Genomic DNA, 20,367 nt, shown 5'->3' on the forward strand with positions numbered 1-20,367 from the left:
AACTTGGCATGGGCCGCAGTGATAATGATCACACCTAATAAGGGATGTGCATGATGGAAAAGATCCGACTCGACAAATGGCTTTGGGCCGCCCGCTTCTATAAGACCCGAAGCCTGGCTGCCGCCGAAATCGGCCAGGGCCGGATACTTGTGAATGGTCAATCTGCCAAGCCGTCTCGTGAAGTCACCAAAGAGGATCTGGTCAGCATTCGGAAGGAAGATCCCGCCGTCCACGTTCGCGTGCTTGCGGTAAGCAGCGTACGCGGGCCGGCGCCGGTGGCGCGTCTGCTTTACGAAGAAACAGTCGAAAGCATAGCCGCGCGTGAACACGCAGCGGAAATGCGGCGCCTGGCCCCCGAGCCCGCCCACGACTTTACCGCAGGACGCCCGACCAAACGCGACCGGCGGCAAATCGATCTCGTACGAGGGAAATAACTGGCACCGCCCTTCTCTTCGATATTTTCGGAATCGTGACTAAGGACTGGCGCCATCTAATGCCTTGCGTGGATAATGTTCAAACACAATCACCGTATCGCTTCCCACATGAAACTCCCGATCTACCAAATCGACGCCTTTACCGATCAAGTTTTCAAAGGCAACTATGCTGCTGTCGTCCCGCTCGATAACTGGTTGCCGGACTCTGTCATGCAGTCGATCGCCACTGAAAACAATCTCTCGGAAACCGCATTCTTTGTTCGTGATCCTGATGGCGCATATCAAATACGCTGGTTTTCCCCGCTCAAGGAAATCGACTTTTGCGGGCATGCAACGCTTGCCAGCGCATTTGTCATATTCAAGAACAATAAGAATCTGACCGCCATCCGTTTCTCGGCAAAAGCAGTCGGAAGCCTGGCAGTTATCCTGCTGCAAGACGGTTCGATAGAAATGAGCTTTCCGCAACGCCTGCCCGAACCTGTGGAAGCCATACCTGCCTGCCTGCTGGAAGGCTTGTCCATTCGCCCCAAAGAAGTACTGAAAAATCAGCAAGCCTACTTTGCGGTTTACGAAAGCGAACAAGAAGTCAGGTCTGTCGTACCCCAACTGCAACAGCTAATCCAGCTCGGCCCGCTGGACGTCGTCGTCACGGCCCCCGGCGAGCGCCATGACTTTGTTTCGCGGTACTTCTGGCCTGCCAATGGCGGCGAAGAAGACCCCGTCACAGGCTCAATACACGCCGGCCTTGCACCTTTCTGGGCGCATAAACTAAAAAAATCCAGTCTGGTGGCGCTACAAGCATCACAACGCAGCGGGCTGCTGCATTGTCGCGTAGAGAACGATCGCGTCTATATTTCCGGGTCGGCTGTTCAATACATGGAAGGCACGCTCGACATTCCCGCAGCAAGCCAACCTGAGCCATGATCCAGGTACGATAACGGTCATTTACACGAAAAGGTTAAAACATGAAGCAAGCAATTGGATTAGGCGCCCCGTCGGCCTCGCGCGCGGTAGTAGTAGGTGGTGGAACCATGGGCGCGGACGTTGCTGTCGTCTTGCTACGCGCCCACTGCAAGACATTCATTATCGAACCCAGGCAGGATCAGCACGCCGGCATCCATCAGAAAGTCTTGGCCAACCTTCAGGCCATCAGCAAACCCGACAATATCGAGCTATTGCAAATCGCCGCCGGCATCGATGATCTGGACTGGTCCGGCATCGACCTGATGATTGAATGCGTGCCCGAAGTACTCGATATCAAGCGGCAGCTATTCAAAGCGCTCGCCGACAAGGCGCCAGCCCATGTGATCCTGGCCAGCAACAGCTCCAGCTTCCCTATCAGCCAGATCGCCGAAGACCTGCCCACTCGCGAACGTATGCTGGGACTGCACTTTTTCATGCCGGCACATATTGTGCCCTTGGCAGAAGTCGTACTTGGCCCTGATACCGATCCTGCCATCGCCGATGCGCTCGCCGCCTTCATGCGGCGTTGCGGCTCCGTCCCCATCATGGTTCGCAAGGACGTACCCGGCTTTATCGCCAACCGCCTGCAGCATGCATTGGGTCGTGAAGCGTTTTCATTGATACAGGAAGGTATCGCAACGCCCGAAGACATCGACGCGGCAGTGCGCTTTGGCTTTGGTTTCCGTTATCTGGCCGCCGGCCCCATCATGCAGAAAGAGCACGCCGGACTCGATGTCCACGCCGCCGCTGCCGCAACGATTTACCCGACGCTATCCAACACGCCAACGCCGCCGCCGATACTGGCCGACAAACCGAAAAACGGCACCATCGGCATGAAATCGGGCAAAGGCTTTTACGAATGGTCGGAAGCAAATATTGCAGTGGAGCGGCAACGCTACAACAAGGCGCTTAGGGCCGGGCTGGAAATTTTATCGGAAGATTTGCCGAAGATCGAGCCTTAACGCCACTCATCCCGATAAACAAACTTGGGCATTTGCCAGTTAAAACGCAACGCCAGTAGTCGCAACGCCAGCCCGGCCAACATCGAAGCGATCATCGATATATTCAGATCGGCTCCGAAATGTTGTGCGCCTATGAACAGGCCGCCGGTAAGCACCGACACGCTGGCGTATAGCTCTTTGCGCAGCAGCAAAGGAATATCGTTGCACAAAATATCGCGCAATATGCCGCCGGCGCAGCCCGTAACCATGCCGCTGATCAGCACCACCGTAATGGGCAACTGCATTTGCAACGCAATCTGGCAGCCGATGACGGTAAAAACCACCAGCCCCAATGCATCAAGAAAAAGGAACAAGCGATGCAAGCGGCGCATGACGGGCGCGGCAATAGCGGTAAGCAACGCCGCCCCTGCTGTAATCCATAAATACTCGGGATGTATTACCCAGGTCAGCGGGTAATGGCCTAGCAGCACGTCGCGCACCGAACCACCGCCCAGTGCCGTCACACAGGCAATAATGCATACGCCGACCCAGTCCATATCGCGGCGGCCCGCCGCCAATGCCGCCGTCATTGCTTCGGCGGTGATAGCCACCAGATACAAAGCCAGCAACATCGTCAGCGCGTCCTTTCCAGGCTATCGATCTCGGCGCGGCGCATACGTAGCAACAGCAAGCCCGGAAGACCAATAACGACGGTGATCACAAAGAAGCCCGGCCAGCCCAAGGACTCGACCAAGGGAGGAGTAAGCGGCCCTGCAAGGTAAGTACGCCCCACTGCCGACAACGCCGACAGCAACGCAAACTGCGTGGCGGAAAATTGCTGTTTGCACAACGCCATCAACAACGCAACGAATGCCGCCGTACCCAGTCCGCCGCAAAGATTCTCGATGCCTACCACCAGCGCCATCGAATAAATATGCGCAGGCGTCACTGCCAGCACCCAATAGCCGAAATTGGATATGGCCTGCAGTAGGCCAAACAGCATCAACGATCGGTACAAACCAAGTCGCGTCATGAACGCACCGCCCGCCAGCGCGCCCACAATGGTCGCTGCCAAACCGAACACCTTATTCACAGTGCCGACTTCGGTACCGGTAAAACCGGCACCGCGCAGCAGGAACGTGGTAGACAAGGCGCCGGCAAAGGCATCGCCCAACTTGTACAAGACAATCAACAACAATATGCTCAAGGCGCCAGGGCGTTTAAAAAACTCGACCAAAGGCTCGACCACGGCGATGGCCAACGACCGTGGCGGCCGGGCGACCACCTCGGGCTCCGGCGCAATCGCGGTGGCGACGGCGCATAACGCCATCAAACCGCCCATGACGAAGTACGTGTTGCTCCACCCCAACCATTGATCGGCAAGCACCAGCGCCAAGCCCCCCGACACGATCATGGCCAGACGATATCCCAGCACCTTGACTGCAGCCCCTGCGGCACGTTCTTCCTTGCGCAACACGTCAGTGCTATAAGCGTCGAATGCAATGTCTTGCGTTGCCGACAAAAAGGCCACGAAGACCGCCAGCAACGCGAGCATCATCAGACTGTCGGAAGGAGAATAGAGCCCCATCGCGGCGATGGACACCCCCAGAAGAATCTGGGAAAAGAAGATCCAGCTACGGCGGCGCCCCAGCACTGGCGGCGCATAGCGATCCACCAAAGGGGCCCACAAAAACTTCAGGGTATAGGCCGACCCAATCAATGTCAGAAAACCTATGTTCTGCAACGACACCCCGGACAGCGTAGCCCAAGCCTGCAATGTCCCGCCTGTCAGTGCAAGCGGAAGCCCGCTTGCAAAACCCAGCACTAGAAGGGGAATAACTCGGGGGCTGGCATAAACGTGGGTCAACGAAGCGATGACTGGCCTCTTTAGTCGATGGACTCGAAACGGTAGACGGCAAGGGTGCTGCGCCAACTCGGCAGCAGTTTGACTTCCCTGTTGCCATTAAATGTCGCCAGATGCGTAATACGCAGTCTTAGCGCCAAGGCCAGATCCTCGAAATCCTTGAGCGTGCATAAATGGATATTGGGGGTATCGAACCACTGGTAAGGCATCTCGCCCGTTACCGGCATGCGGCCCGACAAAATCGACCAGCCATGTGGCCAATAACCGAAGTTCGGAAACGACACAATGCCAAAGCGGGCGACACGCGCCATTTCCCGAAGGATATGTTCGGTATGGTGCATGGACTGCAAGGTTTGCGATAACACCACTGTTTCGAACTGCTGATCATCGAATAGCGCAAGCCCCTCTTCCAGGTTTTGCTGGATGACCTGTACTCCTCGGCGCACCGACGCAATCACCAGTTCGTCGTTCAACTCAACGCCCGCACCGGTAACACCTTTGTTAGTTTGCAGATAGGCAAGCAAGGTGCCGTCGCCGCAACCCAGGTCCAATACCCGGCTTTCGGGCTCGATCCAGCTGGCAATACGTTGAAGGTCCGCCCGTACATGCTTGGGCGCAGTGTTGGCTTGGCTCACGCTAAGACCCCCTTTGTCTGGGTACGCTCAGGCAACCCAAGCTTGGCGGCGATCCTGTCGTAATAACCTTGCACCACAGCGTGGTAGCGCGCGTCGTCCAGCAGAAACGCGTCGTGGCCGTGGGGGGCGTCGATTTCGGCGTAGGTTACCGCACGCTTGTTCTTAAGCAAAGAGCGCACGATTTCACGCGAACGCGCTGGTGGAAACCGCCAGTCGGTACTGAACGAAACCAGTAGAAAATCAGCCTTGGCGCTTTCCATCGCGCGGGCCAGGTCGCCACCGTGATTGCGTGACGGATCGAAATAGTCCAGCGCACGCGTGATCAGCAAATAGGTGTTGGCATCAAAATAGGTGGAAAACTTTTCGCCCTGATAACGCAGATAAGACTCGACCTCGAACTCGACATCGTAGCCATAATGGAATTCGCCGTTATCGGCGGGCGCACGCTGGGTGCGGCCGAATTTTTCGGCCATGTCGTCATCCGACAGGTAGGTAATATGCCCCACCATACGCGCCACCGACAAGCCATGTTTAGGCACGCAGCCTTGGGCGTAATAGTTGCCCCCATGAAAATCGGGATCGCTAATGATGGAACGACGGGCAACTTCGTTAAAGCCGATATTCTGCGCCGACAACCGAGGCGTGCTGGCAATCACAATGCAATGCCCTATGCGGTCTGGGCAAGTTATGGCCCAGCTCAGTGCCTGCATGCCGCCAAGCGAACCGCCCATGACAGCCGCCAGCTTGGATATGCCGAAATGGTCGGCCAGGCGAGCCTGGGCCTGAACCCAGTCCTCCACAGTCAGCATGGGGAAAGCCGCGCCCCAAGGGAGCCCTGTTTCAGGATTGATGCTGGCCGGGCCTGTCGACCCGAAGCATGAGCCAATATTATTTACGCCGATAACGAAGAACCTGTCGGTATCCACGGCCTTGCCAGGCCCTACCATATTGTCCCACCAGCCGATATCCTTGGGATCGCTAGCCGATATCCCGGCTACGTGATGCGAGGCGTTCAAGGCATGGCAGATCAGCACCGCATTGTTACGCTGGGCGTTCAAGACACCATAGGTCTCTACCGCAAGCTCGTAGCTAGGCAATACCTGCCCGCTCGTCAAACGCAAGGGTTCGTTAAAGGTAATGAACTGGGGAGAAACCAGGCCCACGGAACCGGGCGGCACGGGTATGGGGGTAGAAGTTGAAACGTCGGTAGAAAATTCAGGTACGGAAATAGCGGCCATAAGGACCTCTTTAGCTGGATTTATGAGGCGCCCGCAAGCAGATCAAGCAAATCGGCGCTCTGTCGAAAGATGATTTTATCATTGTTGCAAAAAGGCTGCGTCCTGGCAAACCGTAAATAACCCGACGAGTAAGCGGGTTATATCCAGCATAAATGATAATATTTGATACATTTAATGAGTAAATGTATCAAATACTTTGACCAAGCAAGGGGTAATGGCGCATGAGACCGCTAACCGACCGGGAATTAACATGCTTACGCTGGGCGGCCGTCGGCAAAACAAGCTGGGAAATGGGCGTCATTCTCGGGTTGACCGAACGCACCATCAACTTCCATATACATAATGCCTGCCGCAAACTGAACGTGCATAGTCGGCAAGCAGCAATCACCTCAATCTTCCGAATGGGGCTGCTGACAGCACTTACCGAGCCACTTGCAAGCCACGCAGGAACTCATCTGCCTCTTGCTCCGGAAATGGCGCCTGACCCGCCATCACAATTCCCTCGATCAATGCATGATCTGTCAGCCAAACCGTAGCGCGCATGCGCATTGGCCCCTGCTGGGACTTCCCTTCAATGGTAAATGGCTTGCCCAGTTCCGGAAGCTGGGTTGGCGGTTCCACACCCATGTTCTGATACAAAGATGCCACAATCGTTGACGCCAATCCCTGCGTTTTTTCCGGAGCGCCGCGCAACGCCTCAGGCAACGGCGCGTACCCTACCGCGAACAATGCTTCGTCAACGGTGGCCGTAGTCAGGCTGAAGCGCAACTCATGTCCGGAATAATTAAGCGGGCGCTCTTGGGTAAGCGGCTTATCGGGGAAAAAGGCTTTCACCGCCCCATCGGCCAGGCTTACCTCCCGCCAGTTATAGCTGGGCGTGCATGCCATCAGCAACCACGACAACATTACTATCAATCCAATACGTATCAACTGTTGACCCCTCGGGTAAAATCGGCAACGACAAAGACCTCTATTCTATAAAGATACCTCGTAATGACCTTAAGCAACCAACGCCTCACCTCGCTCGGCCAACATCCCTATGTACTGAAAGGCATTTTACGCGGTGTCGAAAAAGAGGGCCTGCGTGTCAATGAGCAAGGCGTATTGGCCAAGACACCGCACCCAAACACACTGGGTAGCGCGTTAACTAATCCGCGGATCACCACCGATTACTCCGAAGCGCTGCTCGAACTGATCACGGGCACCCACGAGTCCGTAGAAGGCCTGCTTAAAGAACTGGAAGACACTCATCGTTTCGTGGCGCAGCAAATGCAACACGAATTGATATGGAACCAATCCATGCCGGCGCTGCTGCCGGCTGAAGCGGAAATACCCATCGCCTGGTACGGCACATCCAATACCGGGATGCTCAAGCACGTATACCGCCGCGGCCTGGCCGAACGCTATGGCAAAGCCATGCAATGCATTGCGGGCGTACATTACAATTTTTCGCTGCCTGATCCATTGTGGGATCTTATCGGCATCGAGGGCAATTCGCCGGAAGACCAAAGATCAAAAGGCTACCTGGCCCTGATCCGCAACTTCACCCGCTATTCATGGCTGCTTATGTATTTGTTCGGCGCTTCGCCCGCCGTCTCGAAAAGCTTCATGCGCGGCGGCCCCCACGGATTGCACGAGTTCGATTCCGACACCCTTTACCTGCCCCATGCCACCAGCCTGCGCATGAGCGACCTGGGCTACCAAAACAAGGCACAGTCCGATTTGCAGCTTTGCTACAACGATCTGGACACCTTTTTGGCCCGCATGCTTAGCGCCGTTACCACGCCATGGCCCGAATATGAAAAAATCGGCACGCATCGTAATGGCGAATGGATACAACTGAACACCAATATTCTGCAAATCGAAAACGAGTTCTACTCCAACATCCGTCCAAAACGCACCACTAGCCGATGTGAACGGCCTGCAACCGCGCTGGCGCAACGAGGCGTGCAATACATCGAGGTGCGTTGCCTGGATATCGACCCCACTTCCCCTGTGGGCATTTCACCCGCCACCAGCCGCTTCATGGACGCGTTCCTGTTATTTTGCGCCACCGACGAAAGCCCCCTATTCCCCAACAACGGGTACTGTAGCGACAGCCACGACAACTTCGGCCTGACAGTGAAGGAAGGACGCAAACCTGGCCTGATACTAATAAAGCAGAACAAACCTATAACACTTGAAGACTGGGGCCAGGAACTGCTTGAAAAGCTCATACCCTACGCACAACAGCTGGATGCGGCACATGGCGGTACGCAATATGCCGAAGCCCTGGCCGAGCAACGCATCAAGATCCAGGACAGCACGCAAACGCCTTCCGCCCTGTTGCTGCAAGATATGCGCGATCAGGGCTTGAATCTTCATGACTATTCGTTGAAACAAAGCCTGCAGCACCGCGACACTTTGCGTGCCCAGAGCTTAAGCAGCGCTGCGCTGCAAGACTACCAACAAGCCGTCGATGATTCGTTCGTAGAACAAAAGCGTCTGGAAGATGGCGATACGGAAGACTTTTCCAGCTATGTGGCTCGGTATCATGCGGCGCTGAAGCAGCCTTGCGAGTAGCGCAGGAACAAAAAACCGCAATTACATTACAAACTGCCCCCAAAAGTTGAAGTTCAACTTTTGGGGGCAGTTTGTTTTTGATCACAATGCCTCTTGCCGGCCCACCCTTCACAAGCATTAAAACAGGCAATTTAAACGCTTGATTAAAACATGCGTTTAAAAATACAATCGACACCGAACTCACTTTCAGATTTAAGACGAAAAGCCATGTCGGATGCAGAAAAGCCCCCTAAAGAAGAAATGGATAGCAGAGCCAGGATCATCCACGCTGCCATTGAATTGTTCGGAGAAAAAGGAGTAGATAGGGTCACCCTTCGGGAATTGACTGCACGCGCCGGCGTCAACGTCGCCTCGGTCAACTATCACTTTGGAAGCAAAGAAGGATTAGCAGACGCAGTCTTCGAAACGCTTGCAAGCAAGGTCAACTCCGATCGCACCTCGGAACTTGAAGCGTTGATGGGACGGGGTGACAGTACACCGAACCGCCTCGAAGAAATTATAGAAATCTTCATGAGCCCCTATTTTGATGCCGCCTCTCGTCCAAGTGGCGCTTTACTTGCACAGATGATTCTGCGACATCGCATAGCGCCAACGCCGGCGACTAATCGCATCATCGAGGATCACTTTGACCCGATGGCAACATGCTTTATCGACGCGATGGCGCAAACATGCCCGTCCCTGAATCGAGAAGAGTTTTACTGGCGCTATGTCTTCATGGTCAGTTCGATCGTACTCACGGTCACTGACAATTCCACTGCCAATCGTCTCTCCCGACTATCCCAAGGCCAAGCTGATGCGGCCGATACGAAAAGGATGGCCGAAGCGCTCCGTCATTTTCTTGTCGGAGCAATACAAGCGCCTATTCCATCTACAGCCCACACCTCAATAAAGAACTAGAACCATCTCAATTTATTCAAGGCAACAGGAGATAAATGTGCAAAAAATGCTTGCTTCCCTTCCTCTAAAAGCACTCTCGGGAATAGCCGTCATTGCGGTGCTTTGTCCGGGAGTATCTATGGCGGCATCGGCTGATCTCTACCCAAACAAACGGTTAGAAGTCATTCTTCCCTATGCCGCAGGCGGCGGCGTGGACGCCATGGCCCGCGCGTTCTCAGAAGAGGCCTCCAAGCTTACCCAACAGCAATGGGTCGTCGTCAATCGCCCAGGAGGTGGCGGGACCATAGGTTTCTCGGCTCTGGCCCATGCGCAACCCAATGGCTACACCGTTGTTTTCTCACCCGCCTCTGCATTAACGAATGCTCCCTTTCTTGTCAGCAAGATGCCATTCAAACCTGAGCAAATAGAGCCGGTTTGCCAAGTCTTCGAGAACGTATTTGCGCTGGCCGTCAGGCCCGACTCGCCTATCCGGTCGCTACAAGACTTAATTGAAAAAGCCAAAACCAGCCCGGGAAGCGTATCGTATGGTCATGCTGGTCCCGGCTCCGTCCCGCACCTTTCAGTCAGCGCCATCGAAAAGTCTCTTGGCATTACCCTAAACGGCATTGGCTACCGTGGCGATGGCCAGATGCTCCCCGACTTGTTAGGAGGGCATGTAGATTTTGGAGCGCCCGCCATCTCCTCTTTGGGCGGCAAGAACCTCCGAGTTCTCGCCGTTCTAGCGGACAAGCGCCATCCCGCTGTACCCGAGGCGCCCTCAATGAGCGACTTGGGATACCCGGCCACCACGCCAGGCCTCAATGGAGTCTATGTGCCCGCCGGTACGCCCGAACCCATTGTGAAAAAACTGGAGAGCCTATGCCAAACAATAGTCGAATCGAAGGCTTTCATTGACGCATCAGCAAATCTGCAGCAGGTTCCAGCCTATCTTTCGGCCGCCCAATTCAAAGCAAGACTCCAAGCAACCTACAAAGAAAACGCAGAGTTGACTCGCGAACTGAATATCGAGAAGGAATAGAAATGGGCGCGGCAACCTTCACAAGCCTTGATGAAACCCACGATCCCGCAATAAAGAGCTGGGTCAATTCGGCTAATAGCTCCGAATCAGATTTCCCCATTCAGAATCTGCCCTTTGGAATATTCAACACAGCCTTAGATGTTCGTAAACGTATTGGTGTTGCCATTGGTACAGAAATACTGGATTTGAACGCTGCTATTGCCCGCGGGCCTTTACCTGGCCTTCCTGAATCGGTAATTTGCGCCTGCCGACAGGACGCGCTCAATGATCTGATGGCCCTGAGCAAGGACCAAATAAAAGAAATTCGTATTGCCCTGTCCCGCGCGCTTCGTCTTGGCTCGTCACAAGAGAAAAATCTCGCTGCATGTCTCGTACCACAACGCGACGCCGTTATGCACATGCCTGCACGGATAGGCAATTACACAGATTTTTTTACTTCCATTCATCACGCGCGCAATACTGGAAAAATGGTTCGTCCAGCGAATCCTTTATTTCCGAATTTCCATACCTTGCCGGTTGCATACCATGGCCGAGCTTCCTCTATCCGAGTCAGCGGGACCCCATGTTCACGCCCCCGTGGGCAAGTCCTTAACAACGGCTCCGAGATCCCGGTCTATGCGCCCACGGAAAAGCTCGACTTTGAGCTGGAGCTGGGTATTTTTGTCGGACAAGGCAACACGTTGGGCAAGCCAATTTCAATCGAAGACGCAGAGCAACATATTTTCGGGGTTTGCCTGCTTAATGACTGGTCGGCACGCGACGTGCAGCGATGGGAAGCCCAACCTCTTGGGCCTTTTCTGGCCAAGAGCTTTCTAACCTCTATCTCGCCCTGGGTAATAACGATGGAGGCGCTGGCGCCATTTAGATGCGCTGCCGTTCAGCGCGATGGCGAGGCACCCCCGCCCGTGTCTAATCTGGTCTCCCGCAGGAATCAAGAAATGGGAGGCATCGATATCTCCCTTGAGGCGATTTTGCGTACCGACAGCATGCGCTCGAAGGCGCGAGAACATACGATCAGCCGTCCTGCTTATAAACACCAATATTGGACCGTGGCTCAAATGATCACGCATCACACCGAGAACGGCTGCAGTTTACTACCAGCAGACCTACTGGGATCTGGCACGGTATCGGGCCCGTCCGATAAAGACCTGGGCTGCCTGCTTGAACTTACTGCAGACAATAAAGAGCCGTTGCAGTTGCCGGATGGCGAAACGCGAGGCTACCTGGAAGATGGCGATGAAATCGTCTTGAGAGGTCGTTGCCATCGCGATGGATACACAGGAATCGGGTTCGGCGAGTGCACAGGGCGAATTGTGTCGAACCAGCCTTAATTACATCAATCCAAACTTAAAGGAATGTAGATGGATATCACAAAACCAATTCGCCGAATACTCACCGGCATAGATGACACCGGCCGCTCACGAATTATTGAAGATGGCACCTCGCCCTCTGTGCGCACTGTAGCCGAACGACCCGGATATCGCGTTACCAACTTATGGGCAACCGACTCCGCTCCCGCAGACATTAACGGGCCTGACATTGTCGCTGGTCTTAGCGGAGTACTCCCCCCAAAAAACGGTTCGGTAATCCGCATTATCGATATCCCCCCCGAACCTAAGGATCCAGCCGAACGCGAACGGGCGATGAAGGCAAGTTTCGGCAAATTATTTGCCGATGCCCAGCATGCCCCCGAACCAGGCCAACACCCTGGCATGCACACGACAGATACAGTCGACTACGCCATTTTGCTGGCGGGTGAGCTTGTAGCCATTATGGATGAAGAGGAAGTGACCATGCAGGCCGGCGACGTTCTTATCCAACGTGGCACGAACCATGGGTGGAGCAACCGTTCAAGTGAGCCCGCAAGAATTGCCTTCATTCTGCTGGATGGCCAGAGCCAACGAAATAACTGAGTAAGAATCCACGGATTACGAACAATAAATAAGGCAGCCAGTTGGCTGCCTTATTTATTTCTGATTCTGGCGCGCCCGACAGGAATCGAACCTGTACCAAGAGCTTCGGAGGCTCCTATTCTATCCATTGAACTACGGGCGCGGGGGTCGTCATTGTAGCGTGTTTATGCGAGGTTTTTTTGCAAACAAGATATCCCTTGTTTTTCAAGCCCTAAACTCGCGTAGATCTTGAGAAGAATCAACTTTCATGCACTTAAACGACAGTCTCGTTATAATCCTTAATTCGAGTGGCCCCAAGCCCTTCGCATATGCATGCACAGGGGCCCGTACAAATCGTATACCCATACAGAATTCAGGCCTTGGCGCCCTCTGACTAGGAACACGCAGGATTCGATTATGAATAACACAGAAGAACAAGTTGAAGTGAACATCGAAGGACATGAGGGGCACGAAGGGCCCATCAAAACGCCCAAGCAACTTATCGTAACCGTGATCCTCGCGTTCATCGTGCCGATTCTGGTCATTGTGTTGCTTATCAATCTAGTCATGACCACCACTAAGATGGGCTCGGGATCCGACGCGCAATCGCCTGAGGCTATTGCATCGCGCATCAAGCCAGTCGCCGGTTTCAGCCTGGTCGACGCTAACGCGCCCAAAGTCTTCAAAACTGGCCAACAGGTTTTCGATACAACCTGTACTGCCTGCCATACGGCTGGTGTAGCGGGCGCGCCTAAAATCGGCGACACCGCTGCGTGGGCTCCGTTCGTCAAGGCCGGCTACGAAGATATGGTTAAGAATGCCATTCACGGCATCCGCGCCATGCCTCCCAAAGGCGGCAATCCTTCGCTTAGCGACTTCGAAGTCGAGCGAGCCGTAGTCTATATCGCCAACAAATCGGGCGCATCGTTCGACGAGCCTGCGGAACCCGCAGACGACAAGGCTGCTGACAAACCCGCTGACACCGCCGCTGCCGCACCCGCAGCGCCTGCCACACCAGCCGCTGCTCCTGCGCCAGCTCCTGCACCCGCAGCTGCTGCCCCAGCAGTTGCTGCAGCACCTGCTGCTACCGCGCCAGCCGCTAATGCAGCAGCAACCATTGATCCAGCCGGCGAGAAGCTTTACAAATCTGTTTGCTTCGCTTGCCACGCCACAGGCGTTGCTGGCGCTCCTGCATTTGGCGACAAAGCGGCATGGGCAAAATTTGTTGCTACCGGCATGGACACCATGGTCAAGAATGCCATCCACGGCGTAGGCGCCATGCCTCCGCGCGGCGGCTCACAAGCCTCCGATGCCGAAATGACCGCTGCAGTTGAATATATGGTGAACGCCGCCAAATAAGCGGATTCACTGTCCACAAAAAAACCGCCTGACTTGGCGGTTTTTTTGTGGCTGGCGGATAGGGGAACTATGACTGCGCGGTGGCACGCAGGGACAAGCCCAATTGCACGCGTCGTTGCAACCACAAGCTTGGGCGATAACGCATGTCGCCGGTAACGCGGAACATGGTCCGCAGGATTTCCAGCACATGGGCTGCGCCCAACGAATCACCCATGGATAACGGGCCACCCTTGGGATAACCCAAGCCCAGCGACACGGCAAGATCGATATCCGTCGGCGACGCAATAGACTGCTGGGCAATATCGCTGGCTACGTTGACAATGGTCGCCACAATACGCTGCCCGACAAAGCCTGCCGAGTCTTCAATGACCGAAACCGGTGTGTTGTCGCTGGCAAACAAGGCGTATGCTGCATCGCGCCACTTAGGCAAGGTCGCAGCCGAGGTCATCAGTACGCGGCGCTTGCCCTGCTCCAGGCCGAAGAAGGTATCCAATGCAACCGTACGCTCCCCATCCAATTGATGCGAGCCGACCACGCTGGCTGTGTCTTCCCCATAAGGGGTGACGATGATCAATGCATCGGCTGGCGGGGCTTCGGCGGCAATAACGGTGATGCCCAAGTCCTTTAGCAACGCAGCGGCACGCTTATGTCCGACCGAATGGTAAGGCGCCAGCCAGACTTTCAGGCCTTGTGGCAATGCGGGAACGACGGGCTCCGCAGGAACCTGCTTCTGACCATCGGGATAGGCATAAAAGCCTTGCCCTGTTTTACGGCCCAGCAGTTTCCCTACGCTGCGCACAGCAGTAATCGGCGAAGGGCGAAAACGTGGTTCGTCGTAGAACTGTTGATAAATAGATTCCATCACGGCGTGCGAAACATCCAGCCCGGTCAAATCCAGCAGCTCGAATGGCCCCATCCGGAATCCGCACTGCTCGCGCATGATGGCGTCTATCTGGAAGAATGGCGCCACCGATTCCTGGGCTGTCTTCAGGCCTTCGATATTCATGCCTCGGCCGGCATGATTCACGATGAAGCCCGGCATGTCCCTGGCGCGCACTGGAGTATGGCCCATTTCTCGTGCAACAGCCATCAAGGCGTCGCCCGCCAGCGGGTCTGTACGCAATCCGTCGATAATCTCGACGACTTTCATCAGTGGAACGGGATTAAAGAAGTGGAAACCCACCACGCGCTGCGGGCGTTCGCAAGCCTGGGCAATAGCCGTAATCGGCAACGATGAGGTGTTGGACGCCAGGATGCAATCGGCAGACACAATGCCTTCAAGCTGGCGAAACAGGTCGCACTTGACGTCCAGCCGCTCGACGACGGCCTCGACCACCAGGTCGGCAACGCTTAACGCTTGCAAATCCTTGCAGGGCTGCACCCGGTCAAGCGATTGCGCGGCAAGCTCGGTCGTGATTTTCCCTTTTGCCGCCAGCTTGTCCCACATTTGGCTTAAGTTCGTCCTGGCCGCGGCAACCGCATCGGCGTTCAGGTCGAACAACAGGACATCAAAGCCCGCCTGCGCAGCAATCTGGGCAATTCCGCGCCCCATGGCGCCCGCGCCGACTATGCCTATGGTCTTGATATTCTTCATTGCATCAACTCCTGGATTTCTTCATCAGACAGGCCCAGGCGTTCGCGCAGGACCTGCTCGGTATGTTCGCCCAATAAGGGCGCGGCATGGCGGTAATTGACCGGACTATCGGAAAAGCGCAATGGGCTCGCCCCGACCGGGGCCTGCCCAGCGGAAGCATGCGGCAATGTTTGCAACATGCCGCGCGCCTTGACTTGCGGGTTCTGGTAGACCTGATCAATGGTATTGATTGGGCCTGCGGGCACACCCGCGCGCTCCAGCGCGGCCAGCCAATAATCCCGATCCCGGGTTTTCATGGCATCGGTCAATATAGGTATCAGTATTTCGCGATTAATCACGCGATTCGAGTTGGTTCTAAAACGTATGTCATCAGACAACGCTGGCCGGTCAATCACTTGGCAGTATGCCTTGAACTGGCTATCGTTGCCCACGGCAACAATCAAATGGCCATCAGCGGCGGCAAATACCTGATAAGGCACCAGATTCTGGTGCGCATTCCCGGCGCGCTTGGGCGCCGCGCCCGTAGTCAGGTAGTTAAGATTCTGATTGGCAAGCATTGCCACCTGGCAATCCAGCAATGCCATATCAATGTGCTGGCCCAGCCCACTGCGGGATCGCTCGTGCAGCGCCGCCAGAATACCCACTGTCGAATACATTCCTGTCATCAGGTCAGCCACAGCCACCCCCGCCTTTTGCGGACCGCCACCGGGCAAGTCATCGCGCTCGCCGGTAATGCTCATCAAGCCGCCCATGCCCTGAATCATGAAATCGTACCCCGGGCGGCTGGCATAAGGCCCTGTCTGGCCAAAACCGGTAATGGAACAATAGATCAGCGCCGGGTTGACGGCCTTGATGCTGTCGTAGTCCAGCCCGTATTTGCGCAGCCCACCGACTTTGAAGTTTTCAACGAGGATATCGCACTGTTTGGACAGCTCTCGCACCAGGGCAGCGCCGCGTTCAGTGGCGATATCGATCGCAACCGATTGCTTGTTGCGGTTGGCCGACGCATAGTAAGCCGCTTCCGTCGTGTCTTTGCCGTGGGTATCTTTTACATAGGGAGGGCCCCATCCACGCGTATCGTCTCCGGCGCCAGGCCGTTCGATTTTGATGACTTCGGCGCCGAGATCGGCAAGGTTTTGGGTACACCATGGACCGGCCAACACACGAGTAAGATCAAGTACACGAATTCCGGTAAGAGGAGCAGGACGTAAAGACATGAGCAGCTTATTCGGCAAATAAAGCGGTATTTTGCCTCATATGGCGAACCCGCGTTGGCATGTATGCCAGGATGTCTCATCAGGCGGCCAATTTGGCCCTAGAATATGATGACTGACAAGCCACGCGCCGCCTGCGACGCAGCATAACAATGCAACTCCGGAGACCCGACGAATGCCCCGCACCACCGTAACGCAGCTCTATCAAAACCTTTCTCTGCCTGTTATTTCGGCACCCATGTTTATTGTTTCAGGCCCAGAGCTTGTCATTGCGCAATGCGCGAGCGGCATCATTGGTTCCATGCCCGCCCTGAATGCACGCCCCCAAAGCAAGCTTGCAGAATGGCTCACGCAGATCGAAACGACGCTGGCCGAGCTTAAGCGCCAGGAGCCCGATCGCATTATTGCTCCCTACGCTATCAATCATATTATTCACAAGTCCAACGACCGTCTGGCTGAAGATATGGCGGTGTGCGCCGAGCATAAAGTCCCGCTAATCATTACCAGCCTGCGCGCGCCCAACGATGTGGTCGACGCCGTGCACGGGTGGGGCGGCAAAGTTTTCCATGACGTGACCACTATGCGTCACGCTCGCAAGGCACTGGACGCAGGGGTGGATGGACTGATACTGGTGTGCTCGGGCGCCGGCGGCCATGCCGGCACACTCAGCCCGTTCGCCCTTTTAGCCGAAGTTCGGAAAATTTTCGATGGCCCCATCGCGTTGTCCGGCGCGATCAGCCGCGGCCAGGATGTGCTGGCGGCCCGTGCAATGGGCGCCGACTTCGCCTACATCGGCACGCGTTTCATCGCCAGCCACGAAGCACAGGCCCAAGACAACTATAAAGAAATGCTGGTCCAGGCACAGGCCAACGACATTCTTTATACGCCGTTCTTCACAGGCATACCCGGCAATTACCTCAAGCCCAGTATTGCCGCCGCCGGACTAGATCCGGAAAACCTGCCTGTCGCCAATCCGGACGGCACCAACTTCGGCAGCACACGCACCAAAGCATGGCGAGACATATGGGGTGCGGGTCAAGGCGTCGGCAGTATAGATAGCGTCTTGTCGGTCGAACACATCGTCGATAAGCTGAAGCAGGAGTATCACCAAGCCTGCTTGTCCCTTAATGATTCGTTCGCAGGAGCACACATATGATAGTCAGCCATAAAGAAGAACACTATCTAACCCTGACCATAGCCCGCCCCGAACGGCGTAACGCCCTGACCAGCGCCATGTACCATGCGCTGGACCAAGGTTTACAAAGTGCGCAAGCCGATCCGGCTTGCCATGCCGTCATCCTGACCGGGACTAGCGAATGCTTCACCGCAGGGAACGATTTAACCGAATTTCAAGCTCACCGCAGTGCAGAGGACAGCCCCGCGCTGGCTTTCCTGCGCACGTTGGCAAATATCAATGTACCTGTCATTGCCGCCGTCGAAGGGCACGCCATTGGTATTGGGGTGACGCTGCTGCAACACTGCGACTTTGTCTATGCCGGCGACAGCGCCCTGTTCAAAATGCCATTCGTGTCGTTGGGTCTTTGCCCGGAGGGCGGTTCCAGTACGCAAATGGCCCGGCTGGTCGGCGCTCGCCGCGCAGCCGAGTGGCTGTTGTTGGGCAAGCCATTCAACGCTACTGAAGCGCGCGACAGCGGGTTCATTACTGCTATTGCTCCTGCTGGCCAGGCATTGAGCATGGCCCAGGAGACGGCAACGGTGCTGGCGAAACAGCCGGGCCAAGCCTTGCGAATATCCAAACAGATGCTGCGTGAGCCAGGTCGCGCCGAACTGATGCAAACCTTTGATACCGAGCGCACGCATTTCAATGAACGCCTGCAATCGCCCGAAGCCCAAGCTGCCTTTCAACGTTTTTTTGAACGGTAAATCAGTTAAGTCCCTGTAAATTCAGACATTTTGTGGTAGATAAACACCACTTTCAACACTATTAAGGATTATTTCCGACATATTAGGGTTTACCCTAGAATTACCCTGGCTTTATCCTAGGGTTAACCCTATAATTAAAAACATCAGCACAACGCTCTTTTAAAGGTGATTAATTATGTCGGATCTTTCTTACAACCAGTCCAGCCGCTTTAGTGATTCTTTGGAACGCGACCTGATGCGCAATGCATTAAGCAATGGCGAGTCGGTGTCGATCGTGTCCGTGGCAAAAAAGATAGCAGCTAGCGTAAAAGCAGGCTTTATCGCCTTCACCAGCTACATGGCTGAACTGAACCATGCGTTGGACGAAGCACGTGCTAAAGACGCGCACTTCTCACGTTCGCAGTGGTAAAACGCATGTAGATGCCGCTAGATCAAGGGCCCGCAGGCCCTTGGCAGGACGGTGGCAGCGCTGTACAAAAACACCATTTAAGCAAGCTTAAATGGTGTTTTTTATTGTGCCGAGCAACGCGAAGACTTACGGCGGCGTTTTATTCAGCAATGCCTTAAGCATACCCAGGCGGTCTTTAGGGCTAAGCGCTTGCGTAGCGGGGTCTTCTTGCATGGTGACTTCCGCCAAACCCATTTCCTCGATGAAGCGAGAACGTTCGCGCACGACATCCTCGCGCGCCCGGCGGCGCTTTTTGCACCAGGTCAGATGCAGGCTGCGTTGCGCACGGGTAATGCCAACGTACATCAACCGGCGCTCTTCCTGTATGCGCAGTGCCAGGGTATCTGCCGCCGTGGCTGGATCGGCATCGTCTTCGTCGCGCCCAAGGTGAGGCAGCAGCCCCTCTTCCACTCCCACCAGAAAAACATGCGGATACTCGAGCCCCTTGGATGCGTGCAAGGTCGACAGCTTGACCGCATCGGGATCTTCATCTTCAGATCGCTCCAGCATCGTAACCAAAGCCACATGCTGCACCAACTGCAACAGCGTCAAACCGTCTTCTTCAGCCTTGCGTTTTAACCAGCCCACCAGCTCCATGACGTTATGCCAACGTGTCTGGGCAGGACGCTCCTCAAGGATATCGAATAGATAGCGTTCATATTGAATCGTATTAAGCAAGTCATCGAGGATGGCACCAGCCGAGTCGCTTTTAGCCCCATCCACGCCGATGGGGCCTGCTGCGGTATCGGCGCCAAACAAGTCGCCACTGCCCGGCATGACTCGCACCGCGGTATCCTTGCGGCCCGAACGTGCCTGGATACGCTGAATGAAGCTTCCGAAAACCTGCAATGGTTCGAGTTGCTTGGCTGCCAGGCGTTCCGTGGCGCCAATTTCGAAAATTGCCTCAAACAGCGACAATTGTCGTTCAGCAGCGAACTGCCCCAGCGTCTGCAACGTAACTTGCCCTATGCCGCGGCGCGGCGCCGTTACCGCCCGAATAAACGCTGGATCATCGTTGTCATTGGCAATCAGGCGCAAGTACGCAAGAATATCCCGAATTTCAGGCTTTTCAAAAAAGCTTTGTCCGCCGGATATCGTGTAGGGAATCCGCAGGTTGCGCAAGGCTTGTTCCAGCGTACGAGCTTGCTGATTACTGCGATACAGAACGGCAAAATCGCGCCACTCGGCCTGCCGCTCAAAGCGTGCGGCAGACAGGCGCACGGCAATCGATTCAGCTTCTGCTTCTTCACTGTCCATGGGCGTGACCTGTATGGGTTCACCCACGCCCAGATCCGACCACAGCTTCTTGCCGAACAAGTTTGGATTTTTGCTGATTACCTGATTGGCAGCCGACAAAATGCGTTGCACTGATCGATAATTCTGTTCCAGCTTGATGATTTTCAGCGCTGGATAATCGGTCGTCA

Annotated in this window: 21 protein-coding genes and 1 tRNA gene; 13 read left to right on the top strand and 9 right to left on the bottom strand. The window is 55.2% G+C overall.

Annotated features, from left to right (window positions below; genetic code table 11):
• The first annotated feature begins 53 nt into the window (after nt 1-53).
• The 3 genes from ABWO67_RS06955 (at nt 54) to ABWO67_RS06965 (ending at nt 2,359) form a co-directional block, all read left to right on the top strand.
• Nucleotides 54-434, top strand: a complete 381-nt coding sequence (locus tag ABWO67_RS06955; RefSeq protein WP_353149515.1) for an RNA-binding S4 domain-containing protein — start codon at nt 54-56, stop codon at nt 432-434.
• Between the two features lie 108 nt (nt 435-542).
• On the top strand, nt 543-1,358 hold the full coding sequence (locus ABWO67_RS06960) for a PhzF family phenazine biosynthesis protein (protein WP_353149462.1): 816 nt from the start codon (nt 543-545) through the stop codon (nt 1,356-1,358).
• A 41-nt stretch (nt 1,359-1,399) separates the two neighbouring features.
• Nucleotides 1,400-2,359 (top strand): 3-hydroxyacyl-CoA dehydrogenase family protein, encoded by a 960-nt coding sequence (locus ABWO67_RS06965; protein ID WP_353149465.1) that lies wholly within the window; start codon nt 1,400-1,402, stop codon nt 2,357-2,359.
• On the opposite strand, the gene ABWO67_RS06970 is transcribed toward ABWO67_RS06965, so the two are convergent.
• The 4 genes from ABWO67_RS06970 to metX are packed head-to-tail and all read right to left on the bottom strand — an operon-like array spanning nt 2,356 to nt 6,075.
• A complete protein-coding gene (locus ABWO67_RS06970) occupies nt 2,356-2,970 on the bottom strand; it encodes a trimeric intracellular cation channel family protein (RefSeq protein WP_353149468.1) in 615 nt (204 codons plus the stop codon). The two genes, ABWO67_RS06965 and ABWO67_RS06970, sit on opposite strands and share 4 nt — an antisense overlap.
• A gap of 2 nt (nt 2,971-2,972) precedes the next feature.
• A complete protein-coding gene (locus tag ABWO67_RS06975) occupies nt 2,973-4,205 on the bottom strand; it encodes a muropeptide transporter (RefSeq protein WP_353149471.1) in 1,233 nt (410 codons plus the stop codon).
• 20 nt (nt 4,206-4,225) lie between these two features.
• The gene (metW, locus tag ABWO67_RS06980) at nt 4,226-4,837 is read right to left on the bottom strand and encodes a methionine biosynthesis protein MetW (protein ID WP_353149474.1); all 612 of its coding nucleotides are present in this window, start codon (nt 4,835-4,837) and stop codon (nt 4,226-4,228) included.
• A complete protein-coding gene (metX, locus tag ABWO67_RS06985) occupies nt 4,834-6,075 on the bottom strand; it encodes a homoserine O-succinyltransferase MetX (RefSeq protein WP_353149477.1) in 1,242 nt (413 codons plus the stop codon). The genes metW and metX overlap by 4 nt, the downstream gene beginning before the upstream one ends.
• A gap of 221 nt (nt 6,076-6,296) precedes the next feature.
• On the opposite strand from metX, the gene ABWO67_RS06990 reads away from it, so the two are divergent.
• On the top strand, nt 6,297-6,611 hold the full coding sequence (locus ABWO67_RS06990) for a helix-turn-helix domain-containing protein (RefSeq protein WP_353149480.1): 315 nt from the start codon (nt 6,297-6,299) through the stop codon (nt 6,609-6,611).
• On the opposite strand, the gene ABWO67_RS06995 is transcribed toward ABWO67_RS06990, so the two are convergent.
• Complete coding sequence (locus ABWO67_RS06995) at nt 6,496-6,981, bottom strand: hypothetical protein (RefSeq protein WP_353149483.1); 486 nt, start codon at nt 6,979-6,981, stop codon at nt 6,496-6,498. The two genes, ABWO67_RS06990 and ABWO67_RS06995, sit on opposite strands and share 116 nt — an antisense overlap.
• An 87-nt stretch (nt 6,982-7,068) precedes the next feature.
• On the opposite strand from ABWO67_RS06995, the gene gshA reads away from it, so the two are divergent.
• The 5 genes from gshA (at nt 7,069) to ABWO67_RS07020 (ending at nt 12,465) form a co-directional block, all read left to right on the top strand.
• Entirely contained in the window at nt 7,069-8,637 is a 1,569-nt protein-coding gene (gene gshA / locus ABWO67_RS07000) for a glutamate--cysteine ligase (protein ID WP_353149485.1), read from the top strand.
• A 150-nt stretch (nt 8,638-8,787) separates the two neighbouring features.
• A complete protein-coding gene (locus ABWO67_RS07005; protein WP_353149488.1) occupies nt 8,788-9,534 on the top strand; it encodes a TetR/AcrR family transcriptional regulator in 747 nt (248 codons plus the stop codon).
• A gap of 46 nt (nt 9,535-9,580) precedes the next feature.
• Nucleotides 9,581-10,552: a Bug family tripartite tricarboxylate transporter substrate binding protein gene (locus ABWO67_RS07010; RefSeq protein WP_353149518.1), complete on the top strand. Its 972-nt coding sequence runs from the start codon at nt 9,581-9,583 to the stop codon at nt 10,550-10,552.
• Nucleotides 10,553-10,554: 2 nt separating this feature from the next.
• Complete coding sequence (gene fahA, locus ABWO67_RS07015; protein WP_353149490.1) at nt 10,555-11,883, top strand: fumarylacetoacetase; 1,329 nt, start codon at nt 10,555-10,557, stop codon at nt 11,881-11,883.
• A gap of 30 nt (nt 11,884-11,913) precedes the next feature.
• Nucleotides 11,914-12,465, top strand: coding sequence for a cupin domain-containing protein (locus ABWO67_RS07020; protein WP_353149493.1), 552 nt, complete (start codon nt 11,914-11,916; stop codon nt 12,463-12,465).
• A gap of 67 nt (nt 12,466-12,532) precedes the next feature.
• On the opposite strand, the gene ABWO67_RS07025 is transcribed toward ABWO67_RS07020, so the two are convergent.
• A tRNA-Arg gene (locus ABWO67_RS07025) sits at nt 12,533-12,607 on the bottom strand.
• A gap of 254 nt (nt 12,608-12,861) precedes the next feature.
• On the opposite strand from ABWO67_RS07025, the gene ABWO67_RS07030 reads away from it, so the two are divergent.
• Nucleotides 12,862-13,803: a c-type cytochrome gene (locus tag ABWO67_RS07030; RefSeq protein WP_353149496.1), complete on the top strand. Its 942-nt coding sequence runs from the start codon at nt 12,862-12,864 to the stop codon at nt 13,801-13,803.
• Nucleotides 13,804-13,870: 67 nt separating this feature from the next.
• Here the strand turns inward: ABWO67_RS07030 and ABWO67_RS07035 are convergent, their stop codons facing one another.
• Nucleotides 13,871-15,397, bottom strand: a complete 1,527-nt coding sequence (locus tag ABWO67_RS07035) for a 3-hydroxyacyl-CoA dehydrogenase (RefSeq protein ID WP_353149499.1) — start codon at nt 15,395-15,397, stop codon at nt 13,871-13,873.
• Nucleotides 15,394-16,614 (bottom strand): CaiB/BaiF CoA transferase family protein, encoded by a 1,221-nt coding sequence (locus ABWO67_RS07040; RefSeq protein ID WP_353149502.1) that lies wholly within the window; start codon nt 16,612-16,614, stop codon nt 15,394-15,396. Before ABWO67_RS07040 ends, ABWO67_RS07035 begins: the two co-directional genes overlap by 4 nt.
• 172 nt (nt 16,615-16,786) lie before the next feature.
• Here ABWO67_RS07040 and ABWO67_RS07045 point away from each other — a divergent pair, with 172 nt between their 5' ends.
• The 3 genes from ABWO67_RS07045 (at nt 16,787) to ABWO67_RS07055 (ending at nt 18,904) form a co-directional block, all read left to right on the top strand.
• Entirely contained in the window at nt 16,787-17,767 is a 981-nt protein-coding gene (locus tag ABWO67_RS07045; protein ID WP_353149505.1) for an NAD(P)H-dependent flavin oxidoreductase, read from the top strand.
• On the top strand, nt 17,764-18,495 hold the full coding sequence (locus ABWO67_RS07050; protein ID WP_353149508.1) for an enoyl-CoA hydratase-related protein: 732 nt from the start codon (nt 17,764-17,766) through the stop codon (nt 18,493-18,495). The genes ABWO67_RS07045 and ABWO67_RS07050 overlap by 4 nt, the downstream gene beginning before the upstream one ends.
• Before the next feature lie 175 nt (nt 18,496-18,670).
• A complete protein-coding gene (locus ABWO67_RS07055) occupies nt 18,671-18,904 on the top strand; it encodes a hypothetical protein (protein WP_353149511.1) in 234 nt (77 codons plus the stop codon).
• 126 nt (nt 18,905-19,030) lie between these two features.
• Here ABWO67_RS07055 and ABWO67_RS07060 read toward each other — a convergent pair.
• The coding region (locus tag ABWO67_RS07060) for an ATP-dependent helicase (RefSeq protein ID WP_353149513.1) at nt 19,031-20,367 on the bottom strand (1,337 nt) is incomplete at its 5' end.

The sequence above is a fragment of the Pollutimonas bauzanensis genome, from assembly GCF_040393045.1.
Classification (GTDB): Bacteria; Pseudomonadota; Gammaproteobacteria; order Burkholderiales; family Burkholderiaceae_B; genus Pollutimonas; species Pollutimonas bauzanensis_A.

Bases quoted from the DNA above. Each gene is read 5' to 3' on its own strand.
- ABWO67_RS06955 (WP_353149515.1), top strand. From the start codon at position 54: ATGGAAAAGATCCGACTCGACAAATGGCTTTGGGCCGCCCGCTTCTAT.
- ABWO67_RS06960 (WP_353149462.1), top strand. From the start codon at position 543: ATGAAACTCCCGATCTACCAAATCGACGCCTTTACCGATCAAGTTTTC.
- ABWO67_RS06965 (WP_353149465.1), top strand. From the start codon at position 1,400: ATGAAGCAAGCAATTGGATTAGGCGCCCCGTCGGCCTCGCGCGCGGTA.
- ABWO67_RS06970 (WP_353149468.1), bottom strand. From the start codon at position 2,970: ATGTTGCTGGCTTTGTATCTGGTGGCTATCACCGCCGAAGCAATGACG.
- metX (WP_353149477.1), bottom strand. From the start codon at position 6,075: ATGGCCGCTATTTCCGTACCTGAATTTTCTACCGACGTTTCAACTTCT.
- ABWO67_RS06990 (WP_353149480.1), top strand. From the start codon at position 6,297: ATGAGACCGCTAACCGACCGGGAATTAACATGCTTACGCTGGGCGGCC.
- ABWO67_RS06995 (WP_353149483.1), bottom strand. From the start codon at position 6,981: ATGTTGTCGTGGTTGCTGATGGCATGCACGCCCAGCTATAACTGGCGG.
- gshA (WP_353149485.1), top strand. From the start codon at position 7,069: ATGACCTTAAGCAACCAACGCCTCACCTCGCTCGGCCAACATCCCTAT.
- ABWO67_RS07005 (WP_353149488.1), top strand. From the start codon at position 8,788: ATGCGTTTAAAAATACAATCGACACCGAACTCACTTTCAGATTTAAGA.
- ABWO67_RS07010 (WP_353149518.1), top strand. From the start codon at position 9,581: ATGCTTGCTTCCCTTCCTCTAAAAGCACTCTCGGGAATAGCCGTCATT.
- fahA (WP_353149490.1), top strand. From the start codon at position 10,555: ATGGGCGCGGCAACCTTCACAAGCCTTGATGAAACCCACGATCCCGCA.
- ABWO67_RS07020 (WP_353149493.1), top strand. From the start codon at position 11,914: ATGGATATCACAAAACCAATTCGCCGAATACTCACCGGCATAGATGAC.
- ABWO67_RS07030 (WP_353149496.1), top strand. From the start codon at position 12,862: ATGAATAACACAGAAGAACAAGTTGAAGTGAACATCGAAGGACATGAG.
- ABWO67_RS07035 (WP_353149499.1), bottom strand. From the start codon at position 15,397: ATGAAGAATATCAAGACCATAGGCATAGTCGGCGCGGGCGCCATGGGG.
- ABWO67_RS07040 (WP_353149502.1), bottom strand. From the start codon at position 16,614: ATGTCTTTACGTCCTGCTCCTCTTACCGGAATTCGTGTACTTGATCTT.
- ABWO67_RS07045 (WP_353149505.1), top strand. From the start codon at position 16,787: ATGCCCCGCACCACCGTAACGCAGCTCTATCAAAACCTTTCTCTGCCT.
- ABWO67_RS07050 (WP_353149508.1), top strand. From the start codon at position 17,764: ATGATAGTCAGCCATAAAGAAGAACACTATCTAACCCTGACCATAGCC.
- ABWO67_RS07055 (WP_353149511.1), top strand. From the start codon at position 18,671: ATGTCGGATCTTTCTTACAACCAGTCCAGCCGCTTTAGTGATTCTTTG.